This is a genomic window from Chloroflexus sp. (assembly GCF_034431535.1).
GTDB lineage: Bacteria > Chloroflexota > Chloroflexia > Chloroflexales > Chloroflexaceae > Chloroflexus.
On the sequence record NZ_DAOUDC010000075.1, the window covers coordinates 13,852 to 35,483 of the forward strand.

Consider the following 21,632-nt stretch of genomic DNA (forward strand, 5'->3'; position numbering starts at 1 on the left):
AGGAGAGTATTGAATGGCCACCAGCACAACTGCTGTGCCGCTTGAAGAAGTCGCCCCTCGACGTTCAGAAGGGCAGTGGGCGATTGTCTTTCGGCGTTTTCGCCGCCACCGGCTGGCGATGTTCTGCGTCGGGTTGCTGACCATGTTGCTGTTGCTCTCGGCGGCGGCGCCGTTGATTGCACCTTACGAGCGCGATGCACCCAACCTGACCGGCCGCTTCCTCACCCCCATGGGGCGCGATGCCGATGGCGGTTTGCATATTCTGGGCACCGACCACCTTGGGCGCGATTATGCCACTCGTTTGCTGTACGCTTCGCGCGTATCATTAGGCACCGCCTTCACCGCCACCTTGATCGCCTCAACGATCGGTATCATCCTTGGCATGCTGGCCGGCTATTTCGGCGGGTGGGTGGATATGGTGATTAGTCGCTTTCTAGAAATTGTCGCCACCTTCCCGACCTTGTTGCTCTTGCTGATTTTGTCGTCAATCTTGGTACAAAACATTAATGCGGTGCCGTTGCCTTCATGGGGCGCCTCATTCCTCGCCTTTCTCTTTGCCGTCTCAGAACGCGAAGCACGGATTATTTTCGCCGTGATTTTGGTGCTGGCATTCTTTGGCTGGACGGGAACGGCCCGTTTGATGCGCGGCATGGTGCTCTCGGTGCGCGAGAATGTCTATATCGAGTCGGCCCGCGCTCTCGGCGCGAGTAATGTGCGCATCCTGTTCCGCCATGTCTTCCCCAACGCACTGCCACCGATGATCGTCGATTTTACCCTCGGCGTGAACGGCACGCTGGTCGCCGAGTCGGCGCTGAGCTTCCTTGGCTTCGGCATTCAAGATCCGACGCCGACATGGGGTAACATGCTGGGGTACGCCCAAAGCTATATGTTCCAGTACCCGTGGATGCCACTGATTCCGGCGATGCCGATTTTGATTGCCTCGATTGCGATTAACTATATTGGCGATGGTCTGCGTGACGCCCTCGATCCGCGCCAGCGCGGCTAGACAGCGGGCACGCTTAAGATAACGATACGGAGTAGCTGTGGCAACCGAGTCTCGTGTTGTAACGGGCGCGGCGCGCCCAACCGGCCGGCGTGGCGCTGAGCTGCTGCGCGTGGAGGGCTTGAAAACCTATTTCTTTACCGAGGATGGCGTGGTGCAAGCGGTTGATGGGGTCGATTTCACCCTGCGCCGCGGCGAAACTCTCGGGATTGTCGGCGAGTCGGGGTCGGGCAAGAGCGTGACCTCGCTCTCGATTATGCGTTTAGTCAGCCCGCCCGGCCGGATCGTCGAAGGCAAGATTATCTTCGACGGGGTTAATCTGCTCGACCTTGACCCCGAAGAGATGCGCAAGATCCGTGGCGACCGGATCGCGATGATTTTCCAGCAGCCGACCACGGCGCTCAATCCGGTCTTCCGGGTGGGCGATCAGATTATCGAGACGCTCGAAATCCATCAGGGCCTTAAGGGCGAAGAGGCGCAGAAGCGGTGCATCGAGTTGCTGTCGATGGTGGGGTTGCCCGACCCGCAGCGGCGGATGCGCCAGTACCCCCACGAATTATCGGGTGGGCAGTGCCAGCGTGTGATGATCGCGATGGCGCTGGCTTGCAACCCCGAATTGCTGATCGCCGACGAGCCGACGACTGCACTTGATGTCACGATTCAGGCCCAAATCCTTGACCTGATGCGCGAACTGCGCGAGAAGATCGAGACGGCGATTATGCTGATCACCCATGATATGGGGGTGATCGCCGAGATGGCCGATAGCGTGGTGGTGATGTACGCCGGGCAGGTCGTTGAATTTGCCGACGTGCAATCGCTGTTTACCGATCCCAAGCACCCCTACACCCGCGGCTTGCTTAACTCGATGCCGGTGCTCGGCGATGAGCGCGAGGAGTTGGAGGTCATCCCCGGCACGGTGCCGAGCTTGATCAATCCACCCAAAGGGTGCCGGTTCGCGTCGCGCTGCAGCAAGCGATTTGAGAAATGCGACCAGCCGCCGCCGATGATCGAGTTAGACGCGAACCGGCGGGTGCGGTGCTGGCTGTATGAAGATTGACGCCAAGACGACGCCGAGCGGCCCAACGTCTTGGTTCTTACGATACGATGGAGCGAGACCATGACTACTCCGGTGGTGCAACCGGCAGATGATACTCTGCTTGAGGTACGCAACCTCAAGAAATATTTCCCGATTAAAGGCGGGTTTTTGCGCCGCACTATCGCTGAGGTGCGCGCAGTTGATGATGTGAGCTTTACCGTCAAGCGCGGCGAGACGCTCGGGCTGGTGGGTGAGAGCGGCTGCGGCAAGACGACCACCGGGCGCACGGTGTTGCGGCTCGAACGCGCAACGGCGGGTGAGGTCATCTTTGAAGGCCAAGATGTGATGCGGGCCAGTGGCCGGACGATGAAGGCGCTGCGCCGCGATATGCAGATTATCTTCCAAGACCCTTACGCCTCGCTTGACCCGCGCATTACGATTGGCGAGAGCGTGGCCGAAGGGTTGGTTATCCATGGCATCGGCACACCGGCTGAACGGCGCGAGCGGGTGCGGGAAGTGCTGGCGAAGGTCGGTCTGAGCGCCTCGCACATGACTCGCTTCCCCCATGAGTTTTCGGGTGGTCAGCGCCAGCGCATCGGCATTGCCCGCGCGCTGATTATGGAACCGAAGCTGATCGTTTGTGATGAGCCGGTTTCCGCCCTCGATGTATCGATCCAGTCGCAGGTGCTGAATCTGCTGCGCTCCCTCCAGCGCGAGTTCGGCCTGACCTACCTCTTCATTGCTCACAACCTCGCGGTGGTTGAGCACATCTCGGATCGAGTAGGGGTAATGTATCTGGGGAAAGTGGTTGAATTAACGACCAGCGCCGAACTGTTCCGCGAGCCGCTACACCCGTATACCAAGGCGCTCATCTCGGCGATTCCGCATCCCAATCCGATGGCCAAGCGCGAGCGGATCGTGTTGCAGGGGGATGTGCCAAGCCCGATCAATCCTCCCAGCGGCTGCCGCTTCCACCCGCGCTGCTGGATCGCCAAAAGCATCTGCAAAGAGCAGGAGCCGGCGTTTGAAGAGAAGCGCAAGGGCCACTGGGTCGCCTGCCATTTCGCCGGCCAGTTTTAGCGACGAGCGACGGGTCAGTAGGCAACGTCAGAGGCGACGTAGTGCGTCGCCCTCACCTATTGTATTCCGCATGGAGTGATCCCCATGATCCGCATGCTCCATCTCGCTGATCTGCACCTCGGGGTTGAAAACTACGGCGCGCTAGATGCGCGCCGCGGCCTGCATTCACGCCTGATCGACTATCTCGACCGGCTTGATGAAGCGATTAGCATTGGCCTCGATCACGAGATCGATCTCTGCCTTATTGCCGGCGATGTCTACAAAAACCGCACCCCCAACCCGACCGTCCAGCGCGAATTTGCCACGCGCATCCGGCGCTTGCGCGAGGCAGGGGTCGCGGTGGTGATTCTGACCGGCAACCATGACATTTCGCCGGCGCAAGGCAAAGCGCACTCGGTCGAGATCTTCGCCACGCTGGCGCTCGAAGGGGTGACGGTAGCCGACCGGCCACGCCAGCACCGGATTGCTACCCGCAACGGTGAGGTGCAACTGATCGCAGTGCCGTGGGTGACGCGCCAAATGCTGCTGGCCCGCGAAGAACTGGCCGGCGCGTCGATTGCGACGATCGAGTACGAATTGAGCCACCGGTTGGCCAATTTTATCGAGCAGACGGTGGCTCGGCGCGACCCCAGCCTGCCGACCATCATTGCCTTCCACGGCACAGTGGAGGGGGCCCAGTTGGGGTCAGAACGGGCGATGATCCTTGGCCGCGATCTGAGCCTGCCGCGCTCGGCGTTAACCCATCCCGGCGTTGATTATGTCGCGTTGGGCCATATTCACCGCCATCAAGCGTTAGGCGAACAGCCGCCGATCGTCTACCCCGGCAGCATCGAACGGATCGATTTTGGCGAGCGCGACGAACCAAAAGGCTGTGTCTTAGTGGAATTAGCGCCGGGCCAAGCGCGCTGGCGCTTTGTGCCGTTGAACGCGCGTCCGTTCGTCAGCATTGAACGCGATCTCCGCCGGAGCAGTGATCCGGCGGCGGCGTTGCGGACGGCGATTGAGCGGCACGATGTGCGTGATGCCGTGGTGCGGGTCGAAGTGCAGCTCACGCGGGAACAGACCCCGCTGCTGCGCGAAGAGCAAGTGCGGACGTGGCTCCACGAAGCCGGCGCAGCAGTGATTGCCGCCATTGTGTTTGATGTGGAACGGACGGCGCGCCAACGTTTTGCCGGGGTGGCGGAAGCGTTGCGTGAGGGATTGACGCCGCGGCAAGCGCTCGAACTGTACCTCAAGAGCAAGAATACGCCGCCGCAGCGGATTGCGCAATTGTTGGCGGCAGCAGATGAGCTGATTGCCGAGGCGGACCACAGTTCGTAGCATTCATCCGCTACCCCTTTGTCATATTGTCATTACGAGCCGCTGCAAGGCCGCGACGCAATCGCCTACAAGCGCGAACGGAACCCGCTCAGGGTTTATGCGGGCAAAAGGGAGAGATTGCTTCGGGCGCTGTGCGCCCCCACAATGACAACCGAACACCGCGCTCCGCCTGCTAGCTGTCATTGCGAGCCGAGCAAAGCGAGGCGACGTAATCCCCTGTTTTAGCGGAATGGGAGCCTATACGCTATGGGTGTGCGCCGGAGCAGGAGATAGCTGCGCGCGCTGCGCACCCGCACAACGAGGAGCGGGGTGCGCTCCCGTGAATTTGCACCGCAGCGTGTTGGCTTTGTTTTACCAATCCCCCGCACCTTCAGGCACAATACCATCCCTCCAAGAAAGGGGTCAATTTTGTGGTATTGAAATTTATTAGATTGATTCTTGATTCGTCAATCAATATCACAAACCTCTTATACCCTCCTAGCTAGAATTCACCTCATTATCATCATACGTTCCTACTATATTACACATAAACTGTTCTAGTTGCTTCCTTTTGAAATTTATCAAGGCAGGTGTCACTATGATAGGAATTGGCGTTATCGGGTACGGCTACTGGGGCCCCAACCTCGTGCGCAATTTTGCCCAAGTTTCCGGCGCTCGGGTTGTAGCAGTGTGCGATCAACGAAGCGAACGACGCGCATTGGTCGAACAAGTCTATCCCTCAGTGAAGACCTACGCTGATGTCGCTGATATGCTGCGCAATTCTGACCTTGATGCGGTGGCGGTAGCGACACCGGTATCATCACACTTTGAATTAGCGCTGATGGCATTGCAGGCTGGCAAGCACGTGCTGGTTAGAAGCCGTTTACGGCCACCGTCACCCAAGCGGAGCGGCTGGTGGAAGAGGCCGAGCGTCGTGGGTTGACGCTGATGGTGGATCATACGTTGATCTATACCAGCGCCGTGCGCAAGATTAAAGAACTGATCGATAACGGTGCGCTGGGTTCGCTCTACTACTACGACTCGGTGCGGGTCAATCTGGGCTTGTTCCAAAATGATGTGAACGTGCTCTGGGATTTGGCTGTGCATGATCTGTCGATGATGGATTATCTGGTTGGGGCGATCCCAACGATGATCGCAGCGACTGGCATGGCGCATGTGCCGGGCAAGCTGGAAAATATGGCCTACTTGACCTGCTATTTTCCTAACAACTTGATTGCCCATTTTCATGTCAATTGGATAGCGCCAGTGAAGATTCGGAAAACCCTGATTGGTGGATCGGAAAAGATGATTGTCTATGATGATATTGAAATGAGTGAAAAAGTGAAGGTCTACGACAAAGGCATCATTGTAAGCGAGAGCGAAGATGCTGTCTACCAGCGCCATGTCGGCTACCGCACCGGCGATATGTGGGCGCCGCGGCTCGACAACATCGAGGCATTGCGGATCGAGGCCGAGCATTTTGTGGATTGTGTGCGCAATGGTCGCCGGCCACAGTCGGATGGCTATGCCGGCCTGCGCGTCATTCGCATTCTGGAAGCAGCAACACGCTCGATGACCAATTGTGGCCAACGATTGCGTTGGGGTAAGCGCATTGGTCATTGTTAGTCAACAATAACACATCCGCATATTGTGAAAGGGGATGTTCATGATCCCATTTGTTGATTTGAAAGCTCAGTACCTCTCGATCAAAGAAGAGATCGATCGAGCAGTGCTTAATACTCTAGCCAGTACTCAGTTTGTCTTAGGTAAAGAAGTAGCGGCGTTTGAAGAATTATTCGCTGATTACATCCAATGCCGCTATGCCTTGGGAGTTAATTCCGGCACGAGCGCGCTGCATCTGGCCCTGCTAGCTGCTGGCGTCGGGCGCGGCGATGAGGTGATTACGACGTCGCACACCTTTATCGCCACCGTCTCAGCGATTGACTATACCGGCGCCCGACCGGTGTTTGCGGATATTGATCCGGTCAGCTTTACGATTGATCCGGCTCAGATTGAAGCTGTGATTACGCCGCGCACCAAGGCGATCATTCCAGTGCATCTGTACGGCCAGCCGGCTGAGATGGATGCGATTATGGCGATTGCGCGCAAGCATGGGCTGGTTGTTATTGAAGACGCGGCGCAAGCGCACGGAGCTGAATATAAGGGCCGGCGGGTTGGCAGCATTGGCGATCTAGGTTGCTTTAGCTTCTACCCCGGCAAGAATCTAGGTGCGTATGGTGAAGGCGGCGCTGTGACAACTAACAATCCTGAACTGGCCCGCACGGTGCGTATGTTGCGCGACTGGGGGGCTGAACGGCGCTATCATCACGATCTCAGGGGTTTCAATTACCGGATGGAAGGCATTCAGGGCGCGATTTTGCGCGTGAAGATGGGCTATATCGAACAGTGGACGGAGTTGCGCCGCGCGGCAGCGGCTCGCTATGATGGGTTACTAGCGCCAATGGGGGTGCGCACTCCCACCGCTCTGCCTGATCGCCGTCATGTCTATCACATTTATGCGATTCGCGATGCCCGCCGCGACGAATTGCAAGCGTATTTACACGAGCATGGCGTGAGCACCGGCATTCACTATCCGATCCCGGTGCATATGCAAAAGGCGTTTGCCGAATTGGGCTATCAAGCGGGTGATTTTCCGCAGACCGAAGCGGCGGCGGCAGAAGTGCTCTCGCTGCCAATGTTTCCTGAATTGACCGCCGAACAACAGCAGGCGGTGGCGAATGCGATGCAGGGTTGGATGCAGCAGATTACGGCTGTGGCTTCGTAGGGCGTAGGATACAGTGCTGTTGCCTCCCTACGAAATCGTTATTTATCGCGAGGGTAACCCATGACCACAAAACGGATTCTCGTCACCGGCGGGGCCGGTTTTATTGGCAGCGAGCTGGTGACGCAACTGGCCGAAGCCGGCTACCGGGTGATCGCGGTTGATAACTTAGTGAATGGCAAGCGGGCCAATCTTGCACACCTGCGCAATGCCGAAGTTGAGTTGGCCGTGGTTGATATTCGTGACCGTGACGCGATGGCGCGCTTGCCACGCGGGGTTGAGATCGTCTACCATCTGGCTTGTCTCGGTGTGCGCCATAGTCTGCATGATCCGTTCGAGAACCATGATGTCAACGCGACCGGCACGCTCATCTTGCTTGATTTGGCCCGCCGGGCCGAAGTACCGCGCTTCGTGTATGTGTCAAGCTCGGAGGTGTATGGCACGGCGCGCTGGGTGCCGATGACAGAAGAGCACCCGACCTTTCCGATGACGGTCTATGGCGGGGGCAAGCTGGCTGGCGAGTGCTACACTCGCGCTTTCTGGGAAAGCTATCGCTACCCGACCGTGGTAGTGCGCCCGTTTAACAGCTTTGGCCCGCGTAGCCATCACGAAGGCGATAGTGGTGAGGTAATTCCGAAATTCATGCTACGGGCAATGGTTGGCAAGCCGATGATCATCTTTGGCGACGGCACGCAAACCCGTGATTTCACCTACGTCAGCGATACGGCCCGTGGCATTCTGCTGGCGGGTATGGTTGAAAGCGCAGTTGGCGGTACGTTTAATATTGGACAGGGCCGCGAAATTTCGATCAACGAGCTGGCCCGCACCGTTGCTGAGGTGATAGGGCATCCCGACGCGCCGGTCATCCATGACGAACCGCGACCGGGAGATGTGTTGCGGCTCTATGCCGACAGCTCACGGGCGCAACAGGTGCTCGGCTTCGCGCCAACCGTCTCGTTGCGCGAAGGGTTGCAGTGGCTGCACGAATGGTATCTATCGCGTGGTGTGGCGATCGAGGCTCTGTTGACCGAAGAGCGAGTTCACAATTGGAAAAAAGAGGAGATTACCCGACTATGACAACGACAGCCAAGCGCCAGATTCCACTGGCCAAACCGGTGATGGGCTATGCCGAAGCTGAAGCGGCCCAGCGCGTCATTTTGTCGGGGTGGATCACGCAAGGGCCGGAAGTGGCCGCATTTGAGCAAGAGTTTGCCGCCTATACCGGCGCCGCGCATGCAGTAGCCGTCTCGAATTGCACCACTGCACTGCATCTTGCCCTGTTGGCGGTAGGAGCTGGTCCCGGTGATGAAGTGATCACAGTCAGCCATTCGTATATTGCCACCGCAAACAGCGTGCGTTATTGCGGAGCCGAACCGGTCTTTGTTGACATCGATCCGGTGACGCACAATATGGATCCGGCGCTGATCGAAGCGGCGATCACATCGCGCACCAAAGCGATTTTGACTGTGCATCAGATGGGGATGCCGGCTGATATGGCGCGCATCTTGGCAGTGGCGGAAGTGCATAGCTTGCCGGTGATCGAAGATGCCGCTTGCGCGATCGGGAGCGAACTCTGGTGGGAGGGGCATTGGGAGAAGATTGGCAAACCGCACGGTGTGATCGCCTGTTTCTCGTTCCACCCACGCAAGGTGCTGAGCACCGGCGATGGAGGCATGCTCACGACTAACAATGCCGAGTATGCCAACTTGTGCCGCCTCTTGCGCCAGCATGGGATGAGCGTTAATGACCGGGTGCGCCATCTGTCCAATCAGGTAATTTTTGAAGAGTACAACGTGGTGGGCTACAACTACCGTATGACTGACATACAGGCAGCCGTCGGGCGCGAGCAACTGAGGCGCTTGCCAGAGATTGTAGCAATGCGACGACAGTTAGCAGCGCGCTACGCCAAACTACTCAGGGCCATTCCGGGGGTTGGTGTGCCGACCGAGCCGGCCTATGCGCGCACCAACTGGCAGAGCTACCCGATCTATCTGCCGGATTGGTGCGAACAGCGGGAAGTGATGCAGTATATGCTCGACCACGGTATCGCCACCCAGCGCGGCATTATGTGCACGCATCGCGAACAACCGTATTGGCGCGCAGAGGGGTACCATTTGCCACACTCGGAATACGGTCAAGATCGCAGCATCCTGTTGCCGCTCTATCCACAGATGACGACCGAAGATCAAGACTATGTGGTCGAAACATTAGCAGCAGCCTGCGTGCGCTGATAGAGAAGCTGGCTATGCAAGGCAACGCACCTTCGGTATCAGTCACGGTCTTAAACTACAACTACGCTCGCTTCCTCGCCAATTGTCTCGATTCAATACTTCAGCAGAGTTTTCGTGACTTCGAGGTGATTGTGATCAATGACCGTTCCACCGACAACTCGCTCGAAGTCATAGCGCCATATCTGAGCGATCCGCGTGTGCGACTGATCAACCACGAGCAAAACAAAGGCTTTGTCGCGTCGCTCATTGAGGGGATGCAAGAATCGCGCGGCACATACCTGAGTGTAATCTCAGCCGATGACTGGGTGGTTTCGCCGTATGCCTTTGCCCGCCAAGTCGAGGCGCTGGAACAGAATCCGCGGGTGGTGATGGCATTCAGCGCATACGGTCTTTACGCTGACGAACAAACGCTGAGTTTTGTCAGCCGGGCAGCAGAACGTAGTTATGTGCATGATGGGAAGGGAGTCTTTGCCGATTTTCTGCTCAAAGGCTACCCACAGCATAGCGGCACAATGATTCGCAAAAGCGCGTACGAGGCGCTTGGCGGCTACGACCAAACCTTACGCTGGTCGCTCGACGCACAAATGTGGCTAGGGTTATGCCTCATTGGCGATATTGCCTACATTGATGAGATGCTCTACGCCTACCGCCGGCACCCATCGAGTATGTCGAAAGATCCGACCGCACTGCGGAACGCGATCTACGAACTCTTCCGCATCTTTGATTGGACATTTAGCTTAATGCCGGAAGAGGAGCGGCGGCAAAAGCAATGGCTTTACCGCAAAGCGCGACAGCGGGCCTTAATTTCATTTGCGGCTGATGCCGTCTTTAGCGGCAATATGCGGCTCGGTTGGCAGTTCTACCGTGTCGGATTACAGGTCAGCCCGTGGGAGACCATCCTGCAAAAAGGTTCAGTGGCCATTGCTCTGCGTGCATTGCTCGGCGCAAAGCTTTACGACAAGCTTTTTCGTCGCACACAACCGGCTGTAGCCGAACAAGCGACGGTCTCGGTCTGAATAAGGTGTAGCATGAATGTACGGACAACCCTCACCAAAGCTATTGATCAGATGGGAAGCCTTTTGCTTAGCCCGCCGTATGGTGGGTTTGGCTACTATCACAACTATGGACCGCGTACAAGACGCGCGGTGGCTTTCACGTTCGATGATGGGCCGAGCAAACCCAGCACCGAACTGCTCCTCGATACGCTTGGTGAGCTTGGCGTCAAAGCGACCTTCTTCTGCGTCGGGCTCAGCGTGCAATGGCACCCGGATGTCGTCCAACGCGCCTTTGCCGAGGGCCATGTGATCGGCAACCACTCGATGATGCACAGCCGTAAAGCCGGTCTGATGCTGAGCGGCGGCGACCACATCGATGCGGCGACAAATGCGATTACGCAAGTCATCGGGCGTCGTCCACGTCTCTACCGTCCGCCGTGGGGCTGGTTGACGCCATGGGAAGGGCGGCGGTTGCAGCAACGGGGATATGCCGTGATCGGGTGGGACATCTACCCTGATGATTGGAAAGTGCCGGAAGTGCCGGAAGTGCCGGCAGCGCAATTAGTGGCGCAGATCAAGCCGTTGGTAAAACCCGGCTCGATCATCTTGATGCACGACTCTGTATCGAATCAAATCCGGTGGGAAAAGAGCGAAACGGCGCGAGCGGTGCGTATGCTGGCGCCATGGTTGCGTAGCGAAGGGTATGAGATTGTCACGATCCCGGAACTGCTAGGATTGCCGGCATATGGCAAATGATAGATTCACGGCGACATTGTGAAGTGCGAGGGGGCAAGAAGTGTATGAGTATCCAACGGTGAACGCCATCATCTGCACTCGCAATCGAGGTGAGAGCGCGGTGGTTGCGGTTGAAAGCATTCTCGCCAACGATCATCCGGCATTTGAATTGATCGTCATTGATCAAAGCACCGATACGACCACAGCCACAGCACTCCGTCGTTTTCAGCGTGATCGCCGGTTACGGTATATCGCGACGGCTACCAGAGGCTTGGGAATAGCGCGCAACATCGGCTTACAACTGGCACGTGGGCCATTGGTCGCCTTTACCGATGACGACTGCCGCGTGCCGGCCAATTGGCTGCGGGTGATTGAAGAAGAATTTCAGCGCGAGCCACAGGCAGCAGTGCTCTTCTGCAATGTGCTACCAGGGCCGCACGATCCGAGCGCCGGATTTATTCCAGCCTATCAACGCCAACAACGAACGGTGGTGAAAAACTTTCTCGGGAAATGCCGGGCGCGTGGCATTGGGGCGGGCATGGCGGTGCGGCGTGATCCTGTACTGGCGATAGGCGGGTTTGATGAAGCGTTAGGAGCCGGCGGCAAGTTTCCTTCCGCCGAAGACGCTGATATTGCCCTGCGGGCCATTGCCCATGGCTGGCATGTCATCGAGACGCCAGCCACCGACGTCATTCACGACGGGTTTCGCACATGGCTGAAGCGCGTGAATTGGCTGCGCGTGACTGGGAAGGGTTAGGCGCAGCGTATATCAAGCCATTGAAGGCGGGGCATTGGCAAGCTGTGGTTGTGTTAGGGTACGAATTGTTGGTGCCGGCTTTGCTCGAACCGCTAATGCCGCTGCTTCGGTTGCGCCGTCCGCGAGGATTAGGGCGACTGGTTGCGCTGATACGGGGGTGCATGCGAGGTTTAGCTCATTCGGTTGATCGGGAACGGTTGGTGTATCGGCCGATCGCCGCCACATCCACTGTTGAGCGGTTGTTGTAATTTGCGGAGCAGAAATGTATGCTGGTTTCAATTATCATTCCAACCAAACAACGTCCGCAACCGCTGCGCGATGCAGTGCAGAGCGTCTTTCGCAGCATCTATCAGAACTTTGAACTCTTTGTGGTTGATCAAAGCCCTGATGATACCAGCGCGTTCATTCTCGAACCATTCTGGCGCGATCCGCGCTTTCACTATTTGCTCAACCGGCGGCCCGGTTTTGGGGCGGCAAGTTCGCGTAATTTGGGCATTGCCGCCAGTCGGGGCGACATTATTGCCTTGATTGACGACGATGTTGAAGTGCAACCAGACTGGCTGACACAGATTGTCGCCGAGTTCAGCGCCGATCCAGCGCTTGATTTCATCGCTGGACGACTCACCGCGCCGCCATACGATCCAGACAGCGGTTATACACCGGCATTCGAGGCTTGGCCATACCTCTCGCGCTGGCATTTTCCGCTCCATGCTTCTGGAGCTAATTTCAGCATGCGGCGCCGCCTGTTTGATCGGGTGGGTGGATATGATGAGTTCTGCGGCCCCGGCAGCCGGTTGCGCGCTTCCGACGATACCGACCTATGCTGGCGAATTGTGCGCAGTGGCGCTCAATACAAGATTTGCCCGCATATTGCGGTTGTGCATACGCATGGCTTCCGCTCGTACGCCGAAGCCGAGACGCTCTTTGCGCGCTATCAGTACGGCAACGGCGGCAACTTTGGCCGCTTCACCCGCCGCGGCGATCTGTTTGCAGGAGCTTGGTTTCTCGCCCGTGAAGTGAAATACATTCTGAGCACTCTGCCGAAAACGCTGCGCGGCGATCGGCGCGAGCTGTGCTACGCTGGTCAACGGTTGCGCGGCTTTTGGGATGGCTTTCGTTTGTCGCCACATGAAGGATTCGTCAGCGGCGAGCAATTGCGCGGTTTGCAAGCCGATGCTTGCGCAGCGGAAGTGCCATTGGCTATCGCGCTGCGCAGCAGTAGTGCGTAGCAGGGGTAAACGTGGAAAGACTTACGCGGAGATAATAAAAAGAAGCGAGAGCGTCTCATAGTACGCTCGCTCTATGAAAATACAACCTACGCGGAGATAATAAAAATATGTCTAGGAGCGAACGACGAAATTGTTAACGCAGATGATAAGTCTATTTAGCGACTATTCATCTCAGTTCGATAAGGTGATGATGAGCGTAGAGGAAATCTAGACCATGCCATCACGCCCGTTATCCGCCATCATAAGTGACATTTTTGCCGTGCTGCGAGCACGCTGGTATCTACGCAACGCCGAATTAGGGCTACGAGTGCGGCTGTGGGGGCGTCCGGTCGTTCACAATTATGGCCAGTTGGTGATCGGGGAACGAGCGCGTTTGGTTTCGACGGTGGTTCCTTTGGAATTAGCAGTCGCGCATGGTGCGCGGCTGGAAATTGGTGACGGGACGTTCATCAATTACGGTTGCTCGATTGCCGCCACCGAGCTAGTGCGGATCGGACCACGGTGCAATATCGGCACGTATGCCATGATCATGGACAATGATTTTCACCGGCTCGAACCGGAACGGCGGCAAGAGCGACCTCCTTCAGCGCCGATTGTGTTAGAAGAGAATGTATGGTTGGGCGGGAGAGTAACAGTCTTAAGCGGAGTAACGATCGGCGCCGGTAGCGTGATCGGCGCTGGAAGTGTAGTAACAAAGAGTATTCCGCCACGATCGCTCGCTGCCGGGGTGCCGGCGCGCGTGATCCGGCAGTTATGAGCGTATGAACGAGCAATCGATAACAATAAGTGTCGTGACTCCAACCTACAACCGGTTAGCGCGCCTGCAACGAGTGCTGGCGGCATTAGCTGCGCAGACATACTCACCTGATCGGTTTGAGGTTGTGATTGTCTCTGATGGCTCAACCGACGGCACGGCAGATTATTGCCAGCAGGTGCAAATGCCATTCCGCCTGAACTTCATTCAACAGGCAAATGCAGGACCGGCAGCGGCGCGCAATCGGGGAGTGGCGGCGGCGCGGGGCGCACTGGTGCTCTTTCTCGACGATGATGTTGTGCCGGCCCCCAATCTGATTGCCGAACATCTGCGCCTGCACGAGGAACGAGCCAACCGGGTCGTGCTAGGCACGATGCTTACCCCTCCCGATGCTTGCTTGTCGCCATGGGTAGCATGGGAACAAGCAATGCTCGAAAAGCAATATCGGGCGATGACCAGCGGGGTTTGGCCGGCAACGGCGCGCCAGTTCTACACCGGCAACACCTCTTTAGCCCGCCAGCTTGTGATGGCTGCGGGTGGCTTTGACGAGCGATTCCGCCGGGCCGAGGACATCGAATTAGCCTATCGCCTCAATAAACTAGGGGTTGAGTTTATCTTTGCGCCGCAAGCCGCCGGGTATCACTATGCCGAACGCAGCTTCGCGTCGTGGCTGGTGACGCCATATATCTACGGACGTAACGACATTATCTTTGGGCGCGAACAGCAAATCGATCTCATTGGGTTTGTCCGGCGTGAATTCGGCCAGCGCAACCGGTTGACACGCTGGTTGGTATGGGTACTGCTCGACCGTGGCCGGTCGAGCGCGACAGCATTGGCGGTCATGTCTCAGCTCGCGTTACTGATGCATCGTGTGCTGGGCGAGCAGAGCAGCCGGCCAATCTACAGCGCAATTTTCAATCTACGTTACTATCAGGGCGTCGCCGATGAACTAGGCGGGCGCGATCGCTTTTTCGGCCCGGAAACGACCATCACTGCCACGCAGGCATGACATGATAGGGATGCAGCGTATGTGGGAACTCTTTCTGCAAGATGCCCGGCGCTGGGTTGTGCCGGGACAAATCAGCACCGCGCCGTTGAGTTGGCGGCAACTATTGGCGCTCCTCTTTCGCCATTTCCCGCTCCGGGCCATGCTCTGGTTCCGCTTCGGATCATGGTGCAAGCAACGCGGCCTCCCGTTTCTACCCGGTTATGTACAGCGAAGGTTGTACCGGCGCTACGGTCTTGAAATTGTGGTTGGCGCTGACATCGGCGGCGGTCTGTACATTGCCCATCCCATCGGCACAGTCGTTGCGCCGCAGCGTATTGGCCGCAATTGCACAATTGTCGCTACGGTCACGATTGGGATGCGCAACGAGTGGGAGTTTCCCGTGATCGGCGACGATGTGTTTATCGGCGCCGGAGCACGAGTCTTAGGCGGGATTACAATTGGCGATCGCGCTCGCATTGGCGCCAATGCCGTCGTGACACGCGATGTGCCGGTAGGCGCAACCGTAGTTGGGATACCGGCGCGTGTCGTGAAGATCGATGGCATGCCGGCAGCGACTGAACGGGTGAACGCATAGCGAATGTTCGTTGGCTCCTAGAAAGCGCAAGCAGGGATGACAAGAGCGCTTTTTGTTCTTGAACAACATCTTGGTCATCGCACCTACGCCGAGAATCTACGATTCGGCTTTGCTCACCAGTCGCAGATCACGGCACAGTGGGCCAACATCACCTATTACGACGAGAGTGGATGGATCGAGCGGCTGCCATTGCCGACGAACGTGCGCGGAATGTGGCGCGGAAGGCAACAAGTACGGCAAGCGCTGCGCGCGGCCACGTATGATGTAGCGCTCTTTAACACCCAAGTGCCGGCGGCATTGGCCGGCAAGCTGGTACATCGCCGGCCCTATCTGCTCGCCACCGATATTACGCCGCGCCAGTATGACGCGATGGCAGCATTGTACCAGCATCGCGCCGATCGAGCAGGCCCGCTGTCCGCCGCAAAGCATTGGCTGAATGTTCGCCTGTTTCAGCGCGCCGCGTGGGTCTTGCCGTGGTCGCGGTGGGCAGGCGAGGCGCTCGTACGCGAGTATGGCGTGTCGCCAGCGCGAGTGCGCGTTATTCCTCCCGGCATTGATCTCTCTCGGTGGCAACCACAGCGTGATCGCGCCCACGGCCCGTTACGCATCCTTTTCGTCGGTGGCGATTTTGAGCGGAAAGGCGGGCCAACCCTATTGGCAGCGCTGCGCCTGATCGAGACCGCGGCAGAAGTGGAAGTGCATGTCGTGACACGGAGTGCGGTTGAACCGGCGGAGCGGATGTTCATCTATCGCAACCTGCACCCCAATGCACCGCAATTGATCGAACTCTACCAGCAGGCCGATATTTTTGTCTTCCCGACCCAAGCGGAAGCGTTTGGCATCGCTGCCGTCGAAGCGATTGCGTGCGGCGTGCCCGTCATTGCCACACCGATCGGCGGGTTGCCCGATATTGTGCAAGATGGCATCAATGGGATTCTGGTACCGCCAGACGATCCAGCAGCCCTTGCTGCCCGTCTGCAACTCCTGATCGATCAGCCAGAGACGCGAGCGCGGATGGCGCAAGCCGCCCGGCGTCACGCCGAACAGCATTTTGATGCGATCCACAACGCGGCCCGAATCGCTGAACTGATGGATCAGGTAGGTCGCGATGGCAACGATGTCAAGCGCAGGCAAACTGCGAGCTATCATCAGGGTAAAGCCCAAACACTAATGTCACGGGCGTGCCAATCACCACCCCACCAACGATCGCCGCGGAACTCGATTCGGGTCACCCCGGCTGGGATCGGCATCCAGAAGCTGCGAAAATGTTCATCTTTGAAGTAGCGCGTATTATGCGCCTGCACCTGCGCTGTTTGCCAAGCGCCGCCATCAAACCGCACTTGTAGATTCGGGCCAATGCCGGCAAAACGCAGCCGCGCATTTGCCGGCACCGGAGCTGTTAGTGTGACCGTTGAATTAGCTCGATCGACAAACCGGCGATTGGCGGCAATCATGGTAAATGGTTGTGACGGACTTATCGTCACGTTATCCCAGTGCCACGTGCCCGGCCGGCACGTGACGCAATCTTTCAGCGGATTGTACGAGTGATGGCCAAACTGGACCACGCCTTGGCTCCAGCCTAGATCGGCAATGCGCGTATCAACCCAATAAAAATTGTACGCCGGCATACCAAACTTCACGCTTGTGCGCGCAAGCTGCAATTCAAATGTGTCGCGGCGCGTTGGACTCGGATCGAGGAAACGCTCATACGGGATCGGCGCGCCATCAATGACGGTAGGCTGGAAATTGCGATAGACTACCACGTCAAAGTAATTGCCGCTGAGATCCATGCGCACCTGCACAGCATTACGCGGCGGCCCGCTTAAATCAACCTCCATATCGAGCGGAAGTTGGAGATGATCATTGTAAGGGCTGATCCAAATATCAATCCAATCGCGCAGACTCGTGCGCAGGGTTGATACGTCAAAACGGATTGTAGCAGTCCCGCTGCTAAAATCAACTAAATGATCCGGCGTGAGATAGACCATCCCGTAACCGCTGGCTTTTATGGCCGTCATTAGATGATTACGGCAAAGATAGACTGCATCCTCATACGCGCTAATCGTGTGCGTCGCCGGCGCTGGCGCGCAATCCGCGCTATGTTCAGCCTCCATCGGCTCAAGCTGATACCACGTGTTGACATCACGCGAATGAACGGTGACATCCCAGTTGTCCGGATTCCAGCTTTGTGGTCGTGATGGTTCACCGGTGAAGGTTTCAGTGAAGATAGCCGGTTTGACAATCAACGGAATAAACTGGCGATTGCTGCCATTGGCTACAACTGCGGGTGATGGCTGCCACATCACCCAGAGCAAAGCGGTGAAGCACATCATACTAGCGGCGAGCAGCCATAATCGTCGCTGCATGTAAACCTCCGTCATGCCACAGCGCCTCAAGCCGGATGATCCCGGAGTTGAGAGCGTCATTGCCGTTTGGGGAGCGAATGCGGGCCTGAGGGGCAGGGTAAACAGCAACGCAAGATCGCCCCCATAAGAAACGTCGCTGTTCCCCACTGTAAGTAATGGTTAAAACCAAACTGTATCCACCCTAACAGAGCATTGATTGGCCGGTTCACGTACAGTTCAACAAGATTAATTGCCCCTTCAGCGCAACGCCAATGGAATGTAGACGCGCGGCGTGAGCGCTGTTTTGACAATCCGCATCTCGGCTGGAACTGCATCGGTCAAGGCTTTGACGGCGGCGGCGGCATCTGACCATTGGCCGGTATTATCGCTGACATTAAAATAGGGCCATACCCACGCACCGGCATAGCAATTAGCGCGCAACTCGGCCAGCAATTGGGTTGGGGTGCGGTTGGTGCCGCCTGCATTAGCGGGCACCTCGCCGATCACCACCGGCTTATCGAATTGGCCTTCATACCAGTCAATAAATAACGGCGAATAGCTCCAATAGCGTTCATCGCCGTTCATCCAGCCATAGTAATGAATCTGGTAGAAATCGAGATAACCCTGCGGATCGTATGCTATCAGCGCGGCGTCACTCCAGAAATTACCGGCAGCGCCGAGGGCGCCGGTGCTGTTCCACTTCATCGACGCGCTGCCAACGGTGGTCAACTGATTGGAATTGCGATGGATTGCGCCAGAAATCTCGGCGATAAACCGTTGCATTTGAGCCAGCGTCACTGGTTGGGAAATATCGCTCGCTGGAACAAAATGAGGCAGCTCGTTAATAACAAATTCCGGCTCGTTGAAGATATCCCATGCCAACACATGAGGATGGGTGCCGATGGTATAGCCACTAGCGCCTACCGGGTAGTTCAGCATCGGCAAGAGCGCGTTATTGATAAACGACACGCGTTTGGCGCTTTCAACAATCAGATCGCGATGGCCGCCTGCATGCTCGCCTCGTCCAGATACCGTCGAGTCTGCCATCAGCATGTCGAAGCTCCAGAGGTTGAAAACGAGATATATATCCTCTTCGGCTGCGATTTGAATGGCGTTGGCAAGGCTCGGCAAAAAATTGGCATCGAGCCCGGTGACGGCACCGCCACTGTTGGTATCAAACTCAGGTGTCCCACGACCATCGGCAAACAGCCACCAACGCAGGGTATTCGCCCCTTGCTGGCGTAGCGTGCGAAACATGATCCGAGTAGCGTTCGGATCATAGGTGTGTTGATTCCATTCCTCAACGGTAGCGAAATCGGCACCAAAGCCGCCGTTGAGCCACGGCACATTTGCCCCAACGAGAAACCAACGTCCTTCAAAGCGGGGAATAAGATGCGAGCGATCAGTTGGGCATGCCTGTGACAAGACGGGAACGGGCAGAGTAGCAACGACGCTCAGCAGAATGAAAGCTACAAGGACGAGCCATCGTGTATGAACCATTGATATGCCTTTTCTGGTGTCGTTATGGCGTCACCCTTGGCTACTCTACCATCTGATGAACAAAATGTCATCACGCGCAGTATAGGCATATAGTACTAAAAACATTGCTCATGTGTGCGATGGCAAAAGCAGATGGAAACAGAGCGGGCGGGTTTGTAACCCGCCCGTTCTAGCCTTATCTCATCTAACCTCGTAATAGCGCATTACCGGCGGGCAAAGAAATCCATCTGCTGCTCTTGATACTGGCCCATCGAACGATACTTTTGGTACCGTTCACGCAGCAGGGTGTCGAGATCACGCTGCTGCAAATCGGCCAAATGGAAGCGGAGCCGTTCGCCGACCGCAGTAATAGCGGCAAGACGGTCAGTATGAGCGCCGCCGGGAGGTTCCGGAATCACCTCATCGATAATGCGCAACTCAAAGAGATCGGCGGCGGTCAGCTTCAGGGCCTTGGCAGCCTCAGGCGCCTTCGCGGCATCGCGCCAGAGGATCGAAGCGGCTGCTTCGGGAGGGGCAACGGAATAGATCGAATTCTCTTGCATCAGAATGCGATCGGCGACACTGATCGCCAAGGCGCCGCCGCTACCGCCCTCGCCAATGACGACAGCAATGCTCGGCACCCGCAAGGTCGTCATCAGCATAATGCTTTCGGCAATCGCATTAGCTTGCCCACGCTCTTCCGAACTCTTGGTCGGATCGGCGGCGGGGGTATCCACAAAGCAAATCACCGGCAACCCAAACTTCTCAGCGTGGCGCATCAACCGCTGCGCCTTGCGATAGCCTTCGGGATGCGGCATACCGAAATTGCGCCGCATATTCTCACGGGTATCGTTGCCCTTCTGGTGGCCGATCACCATCACCGTCTGGCCGGCAAACGTCGCCATCCCGCCAACCATCGCCGGATCATCACCAAACCGTCGATCGCCGTGCAACTCGACAAAATCCTCGCAGAGAGCGGCGATATAGTCGAGGGTATGCGGACGCTGCGGATGGCGCGCCAACTGCACGCGATCCCACGGAGTCATCGTTTGTTGGAGAGGAGTTTCTTCCATACCGTGCCTCGCGTGATCTTACATAATCGGCTGCGGAAGAGTAGCGCGGCGCGCCGCAAGCTGATCGGTTCTGGCTGCCGGAGCCGGTCGCTGCTGATAGAGTTTGAGGAGGCGAGCCAGCACATCGCGCATCTCACTGCGCGGCACCACCATATCGATCATCCCGTGTTCGAGCATAAACTCAGCCGTCTGGAAACCAGCAGGCAACTTCTGGCGCATAATCTGCTCGATCAGGCGCTTGCCGGCAAAGCCAATGTTGGCGCCCGGTTCAGCGATAATCACATCGGCCACCGACGGGTAAGAGGCGGTCACACCACCGTAGCATGGGTCAACCAACAGAGCGATATGGGGTTGGCCGGCAGCCGCCAAGCGGGTCAGCGCCATCGTTACCTTGGCCATTTGCATCAAGCCGATCACACCCTCTTGCTGGCGCGCACCGCCTGAGGTATTAATCGTCAGCAACGGCAAGCCCAACTCAGCGGCGCGCTCGGCGGCGCGGGCCATTTTCTCGCCGTAGACGCTGCCCATTGACGAACCCATAAACGAGAAATCGCCGACGGCGACGCACAGTTTTATACCGCTAATCGCGCCGACACCGGAAATCACGGCATCAGCCATACCGGTACGCTGCTGGGCCTTGGCCAATTTGGCGGCATAGCTCTCATCAGCAGCAACAAAACCGAGCGGGTCGGTCGGCAACAGATTAGCGTCCATCTCGCGGAACGATCCGACATCGAGCAGACCGATCCACTCGTGGGCGCTAAGGCGCATGTGATGACCGCACTTCGGGCAGACTTTGAGGTTGTCGTTGAGCTGTTTCTTGTAAATCAGCTCGCGACACTCGCTGCACTTCACCCACAGATCGTCCGGGATTTGGGCATTGTCCTGATCATCGGGCCCGGTAAACCCTTTTCGGCTGAGGCGGAAGAACTCTTTCACTGTTCCCTACGCTTTCACTTGGCGCACATGCGCGCGTCTGCTGGTGATTTTATTCACAGTGGCGTTATTGCCATGTATTATAGCATGAGCCGTAAAGAGGGGTGTATCTGCGAGATCTGATTGACATTGCGCGATCGAACTGAACTGAAACGCGAGCGGGATAAAGGTATTTTAGCCGACTAGAAAGCCAAAAACGAGCCGCGCATCGCCGGCAGCTTGCCCCGCTTGACAAATCGGGCCAGAATTGCTATACTCCTCATCGTCAATCGCACCGCGGTTGACACGGAGGACGGCCCGCGTGGCGCGCTCCGC

At 57.2% G+C, this 21,632-nt stretch carries 19 protein-coding genes and 2 pseudogenes; 17 read left to right on the forward strand and 4 right to left on the reverse strand.

What is annotated here, in order from left to right:
* The first annotated feature begins 13 nt into the window (after positions 1-13).
* The 17 genes and pseudogenes from U9R61_RS19140 to U9R61_RS19225 form a co-directional block, all read left to right on the forward strand.
* A complete protein-coding gene (locus tag U9R61_RS19140) occupies positions 14-1,006 on the forward strand; it encodes an ABC transporter permease (RefSeq protein ID WP_322490410.1) in 993 nt (330 codons plus the stop codon).
* 37 nt (positions 1,007-1,043) lie between these two features.
* Positions 1,044-2,060, forward strand: coding sequence for an ABC transporter ATP-binding protein (locus tag U9R61_RS19145; RefSeq protein WP_322490411.1), 1,017 nt, complete (start codon positions 1,044-1,046; stop codon positions 2,058-2,060).
* A 60-nt stretch (positions 2,061-2,120) separates the two neighbouring features.
* Positions 2,121-3,119 (forward strand): ABC transporter ATP-binding protein, encoded by a 999-nt coding sequence (locus tag U9R61_RS19150; RefSeq protein WP_066787911.1) that lies wholly within the window; start codon positions 2,121-2,123, stop codon positions 3,117-3,119.
* A gap of 84 nt (positions 3,120-3,203) precedes the next feature.
* Positions 3,204-4,439, forward strand: a complete 1,236-nt coding sequence (locus U9R61_RS19155; protein ID WP_322490412.1) for an exonuclease SbcCD subunit D — start codon at positions 3,204-3,206, stop codon at positions 4,437-4,439.
* Positions 4,440-5,016: 577 nt separating this feature from the next.
* Positions 5,017-6,044 (forward strand): annotated as a pseudogene (locus U9R61_RS19165) (Gfo/Idh/MocA family protein).
* A 40-nt stretch (positions 6,045-6,084) separates the two neighbouring features.
* Complete coding sequence (locus U9R61_RS19170; RefSeq protein ID WP_322490415.1) at positions 6,085-7,203, forward strand: DegT/DnrJ/EryC1/StrS family aminotransferase; 1,119 nt, start codon at positions 6,085-6,087, stop codon at positions 7,201-7,203.
* A gap of 60 nt (positions 7,204-7,263) precedes the next feature.
* Positions 7,264-8,277, forward strand: a complete 1,014-nt coding sequence (locus U9R61_RS19175; protein ID WP_322490416.1) for an SDR family NAD(P)-dependent oxidoreductase — start codon at positions 7,264-7,266, stop codon at positions 8,275-8,277.
* A complete protein-coding gene (locus U9R61_RS19180) occupies positions 8,274-9,431 on the forward strand; it encodes a DegT/DnrJ/EryC1/StrS family aminotransferase (RefSeq protein ID WP_322490417.1) in 1,158 nt (385 codons plus the stop codon). Before U9R61_RS19175 ends, U9R61_RS19180 begins: the two co-directional genes overlap by 4 nt.
* Positions 9,432-9,445: 14 nt before the next feature.
* Complete coding sequence (locus tag U9R61_RS19185) at positions 9,446-10,447, forward strand: glycosyltransferase family 2 protein (protein ID WP_322490418.1); 1,002 nt, start codon at positions 9,446-9,448, stop codon at positions 10,445-10,447.
* Between the two features lie 12 nt (positions 10,448-10,459).
* Positions 10,460-11,182, forward strand: a complete 723-nt coding sequence (locus U9R61_RS19190) for a polysaccharide deacetylase family protein (RefSeq protein WP_322490419.1) — start codon at positions 10,460-10,462, stop codon at positions 11,180-11,182.
* A 40-nt stretch (positions 11,183-11,222) separates the two neighbouring features.
* Positions 11,223-11,918, forward strand: a complete 696-nt coding sequence (locus U9R61_RS19195) for a glycosyltransferase family A protein (protein WP_322490420.1) — start codon at positions 11,223-11,225, stop codon at positions 11,916-11,918.
* Positions 11,873-12,166, forward strand: coding sequence for a hypothetical protein (locus U9R61_RS19200; protein ID WP_322490421.1), 294 nt, complete (start codon positions 11,873-11,875; stop codon positions 12,164-12,166). Before U9R61_RS19195 ends, U9R61_RS19200 begins: the two co-directional genes overlap by 46 nt.
* Before the next feature lie 18 nt (positions 12,167-12,184).
* On the forward strand, positions 12,185-13,147 hold the full coding sequence (locus U9R61_RS19205; RefSeq protein ID WP_322490422.1) for a glycosyltransferase family 2 protein: 963 nt from the start codon (positions 12,185-12,187) through the stop codon (positions 13,145-13,147).
* Positions 13,148-13,361: 214 nt separating this feature from the next.
* Positions 13,362-13,904: an acyltransferase gene (locus tag U9R61_RS19210; RefSeq protein WP_322490423.1), complete on the forward strand. Its 543-nt coding sequence runs from the start codon at positions 13,362-13,364 to the stop codon at positions 13,902-13,904.
* Positions 13,905-13,908: 4 nt separating this feature from the next.
* Entirely contained in the window at positions 13,909-14,910 is a 1,002-nt protein-coding gene (gene epsD / locus U9R61_RS19215; RefSeq protein WP_322490424.1) for an exopolysaccharide biosynthesis glycosyltransferase EpsD, read from the forward strand.
* 19 nt (positions 14,911-14,929) lie between these two features.
* A complete protein-coding gene (locus U9R61_RS19220) occupies positions 14,930-15,484 on the forward strand; it encodes a serine O-acetyltransferase (protein WP_322490425.1) in 555 nt (184 codons plus the stop codon).
* 36 nt (positions 15,485-15,520) lie between these two features.
* Positions 15,521-16,567: pseudogene (locus U9R61_RS19225) on the forward strand (glycosyltransferase family 4 protein); the annotation flags it as partial.
* A 65-nt stretch (positions 16,568-16,632) separates the two neighbouring features.
* Here U9R61_RS19225 and U9R61_RS19230 read toward each other — a convergent pair.
* The 4 genes from U9R61_RS19230 to accD form a co-directional block, all read right to left on the reverse strand.
* A complete protein-coding gene (locus tag U9R61_RS19230; protein WP_322490426.1) occupies positions 16,633-17,850 on the reverse strand; it encodes a hypothetical protein in 1,218 nt (405 codons plus the stop codon).
* 237 nt (positions 17,851-18,087) lie between these two features.
* A complete protein-coding gene (locus U9R61_RS19235; protein ID WP_322490427.1) occupies positions 18,088-19,329 on the reverse strand; it encodes a hypothetical protein in 1,242 nt (413 codons plus the stop codon).
* Positions 19,330-19,532: 203 nt separating this feature from the next.
* Positions 19,533-20,381, reverse strand: a complete 849-nt coding sequence (locus tag U9R61_RS19995) for an acetyl-CoA carboxylase carboxyltransferase subunit alpha (RefSeq protein ID WP_416208874.1) — start codon at positions 20,379-20,381, stop codon at positions 19,533-19,535.
* 18 nt (positions 20,382-20,399) lie between these two features.
* Positions 20,400-21,320 carry an acetyl-CoA carboxylase, carboxyltransferase subunit beta gene (gene accD, locus U9R61_RS20000; protein WP_416208875.1) on the reverse strand — a complete coding sequence of 307 codons (921 nt, stop codon included), beginning with the start codon at positions 21,318-21,320 and terminating at the stop codon, positions 20,400-20,402.
* Positions 21,321-21,632: the final 312 nt, after the last annotated feature.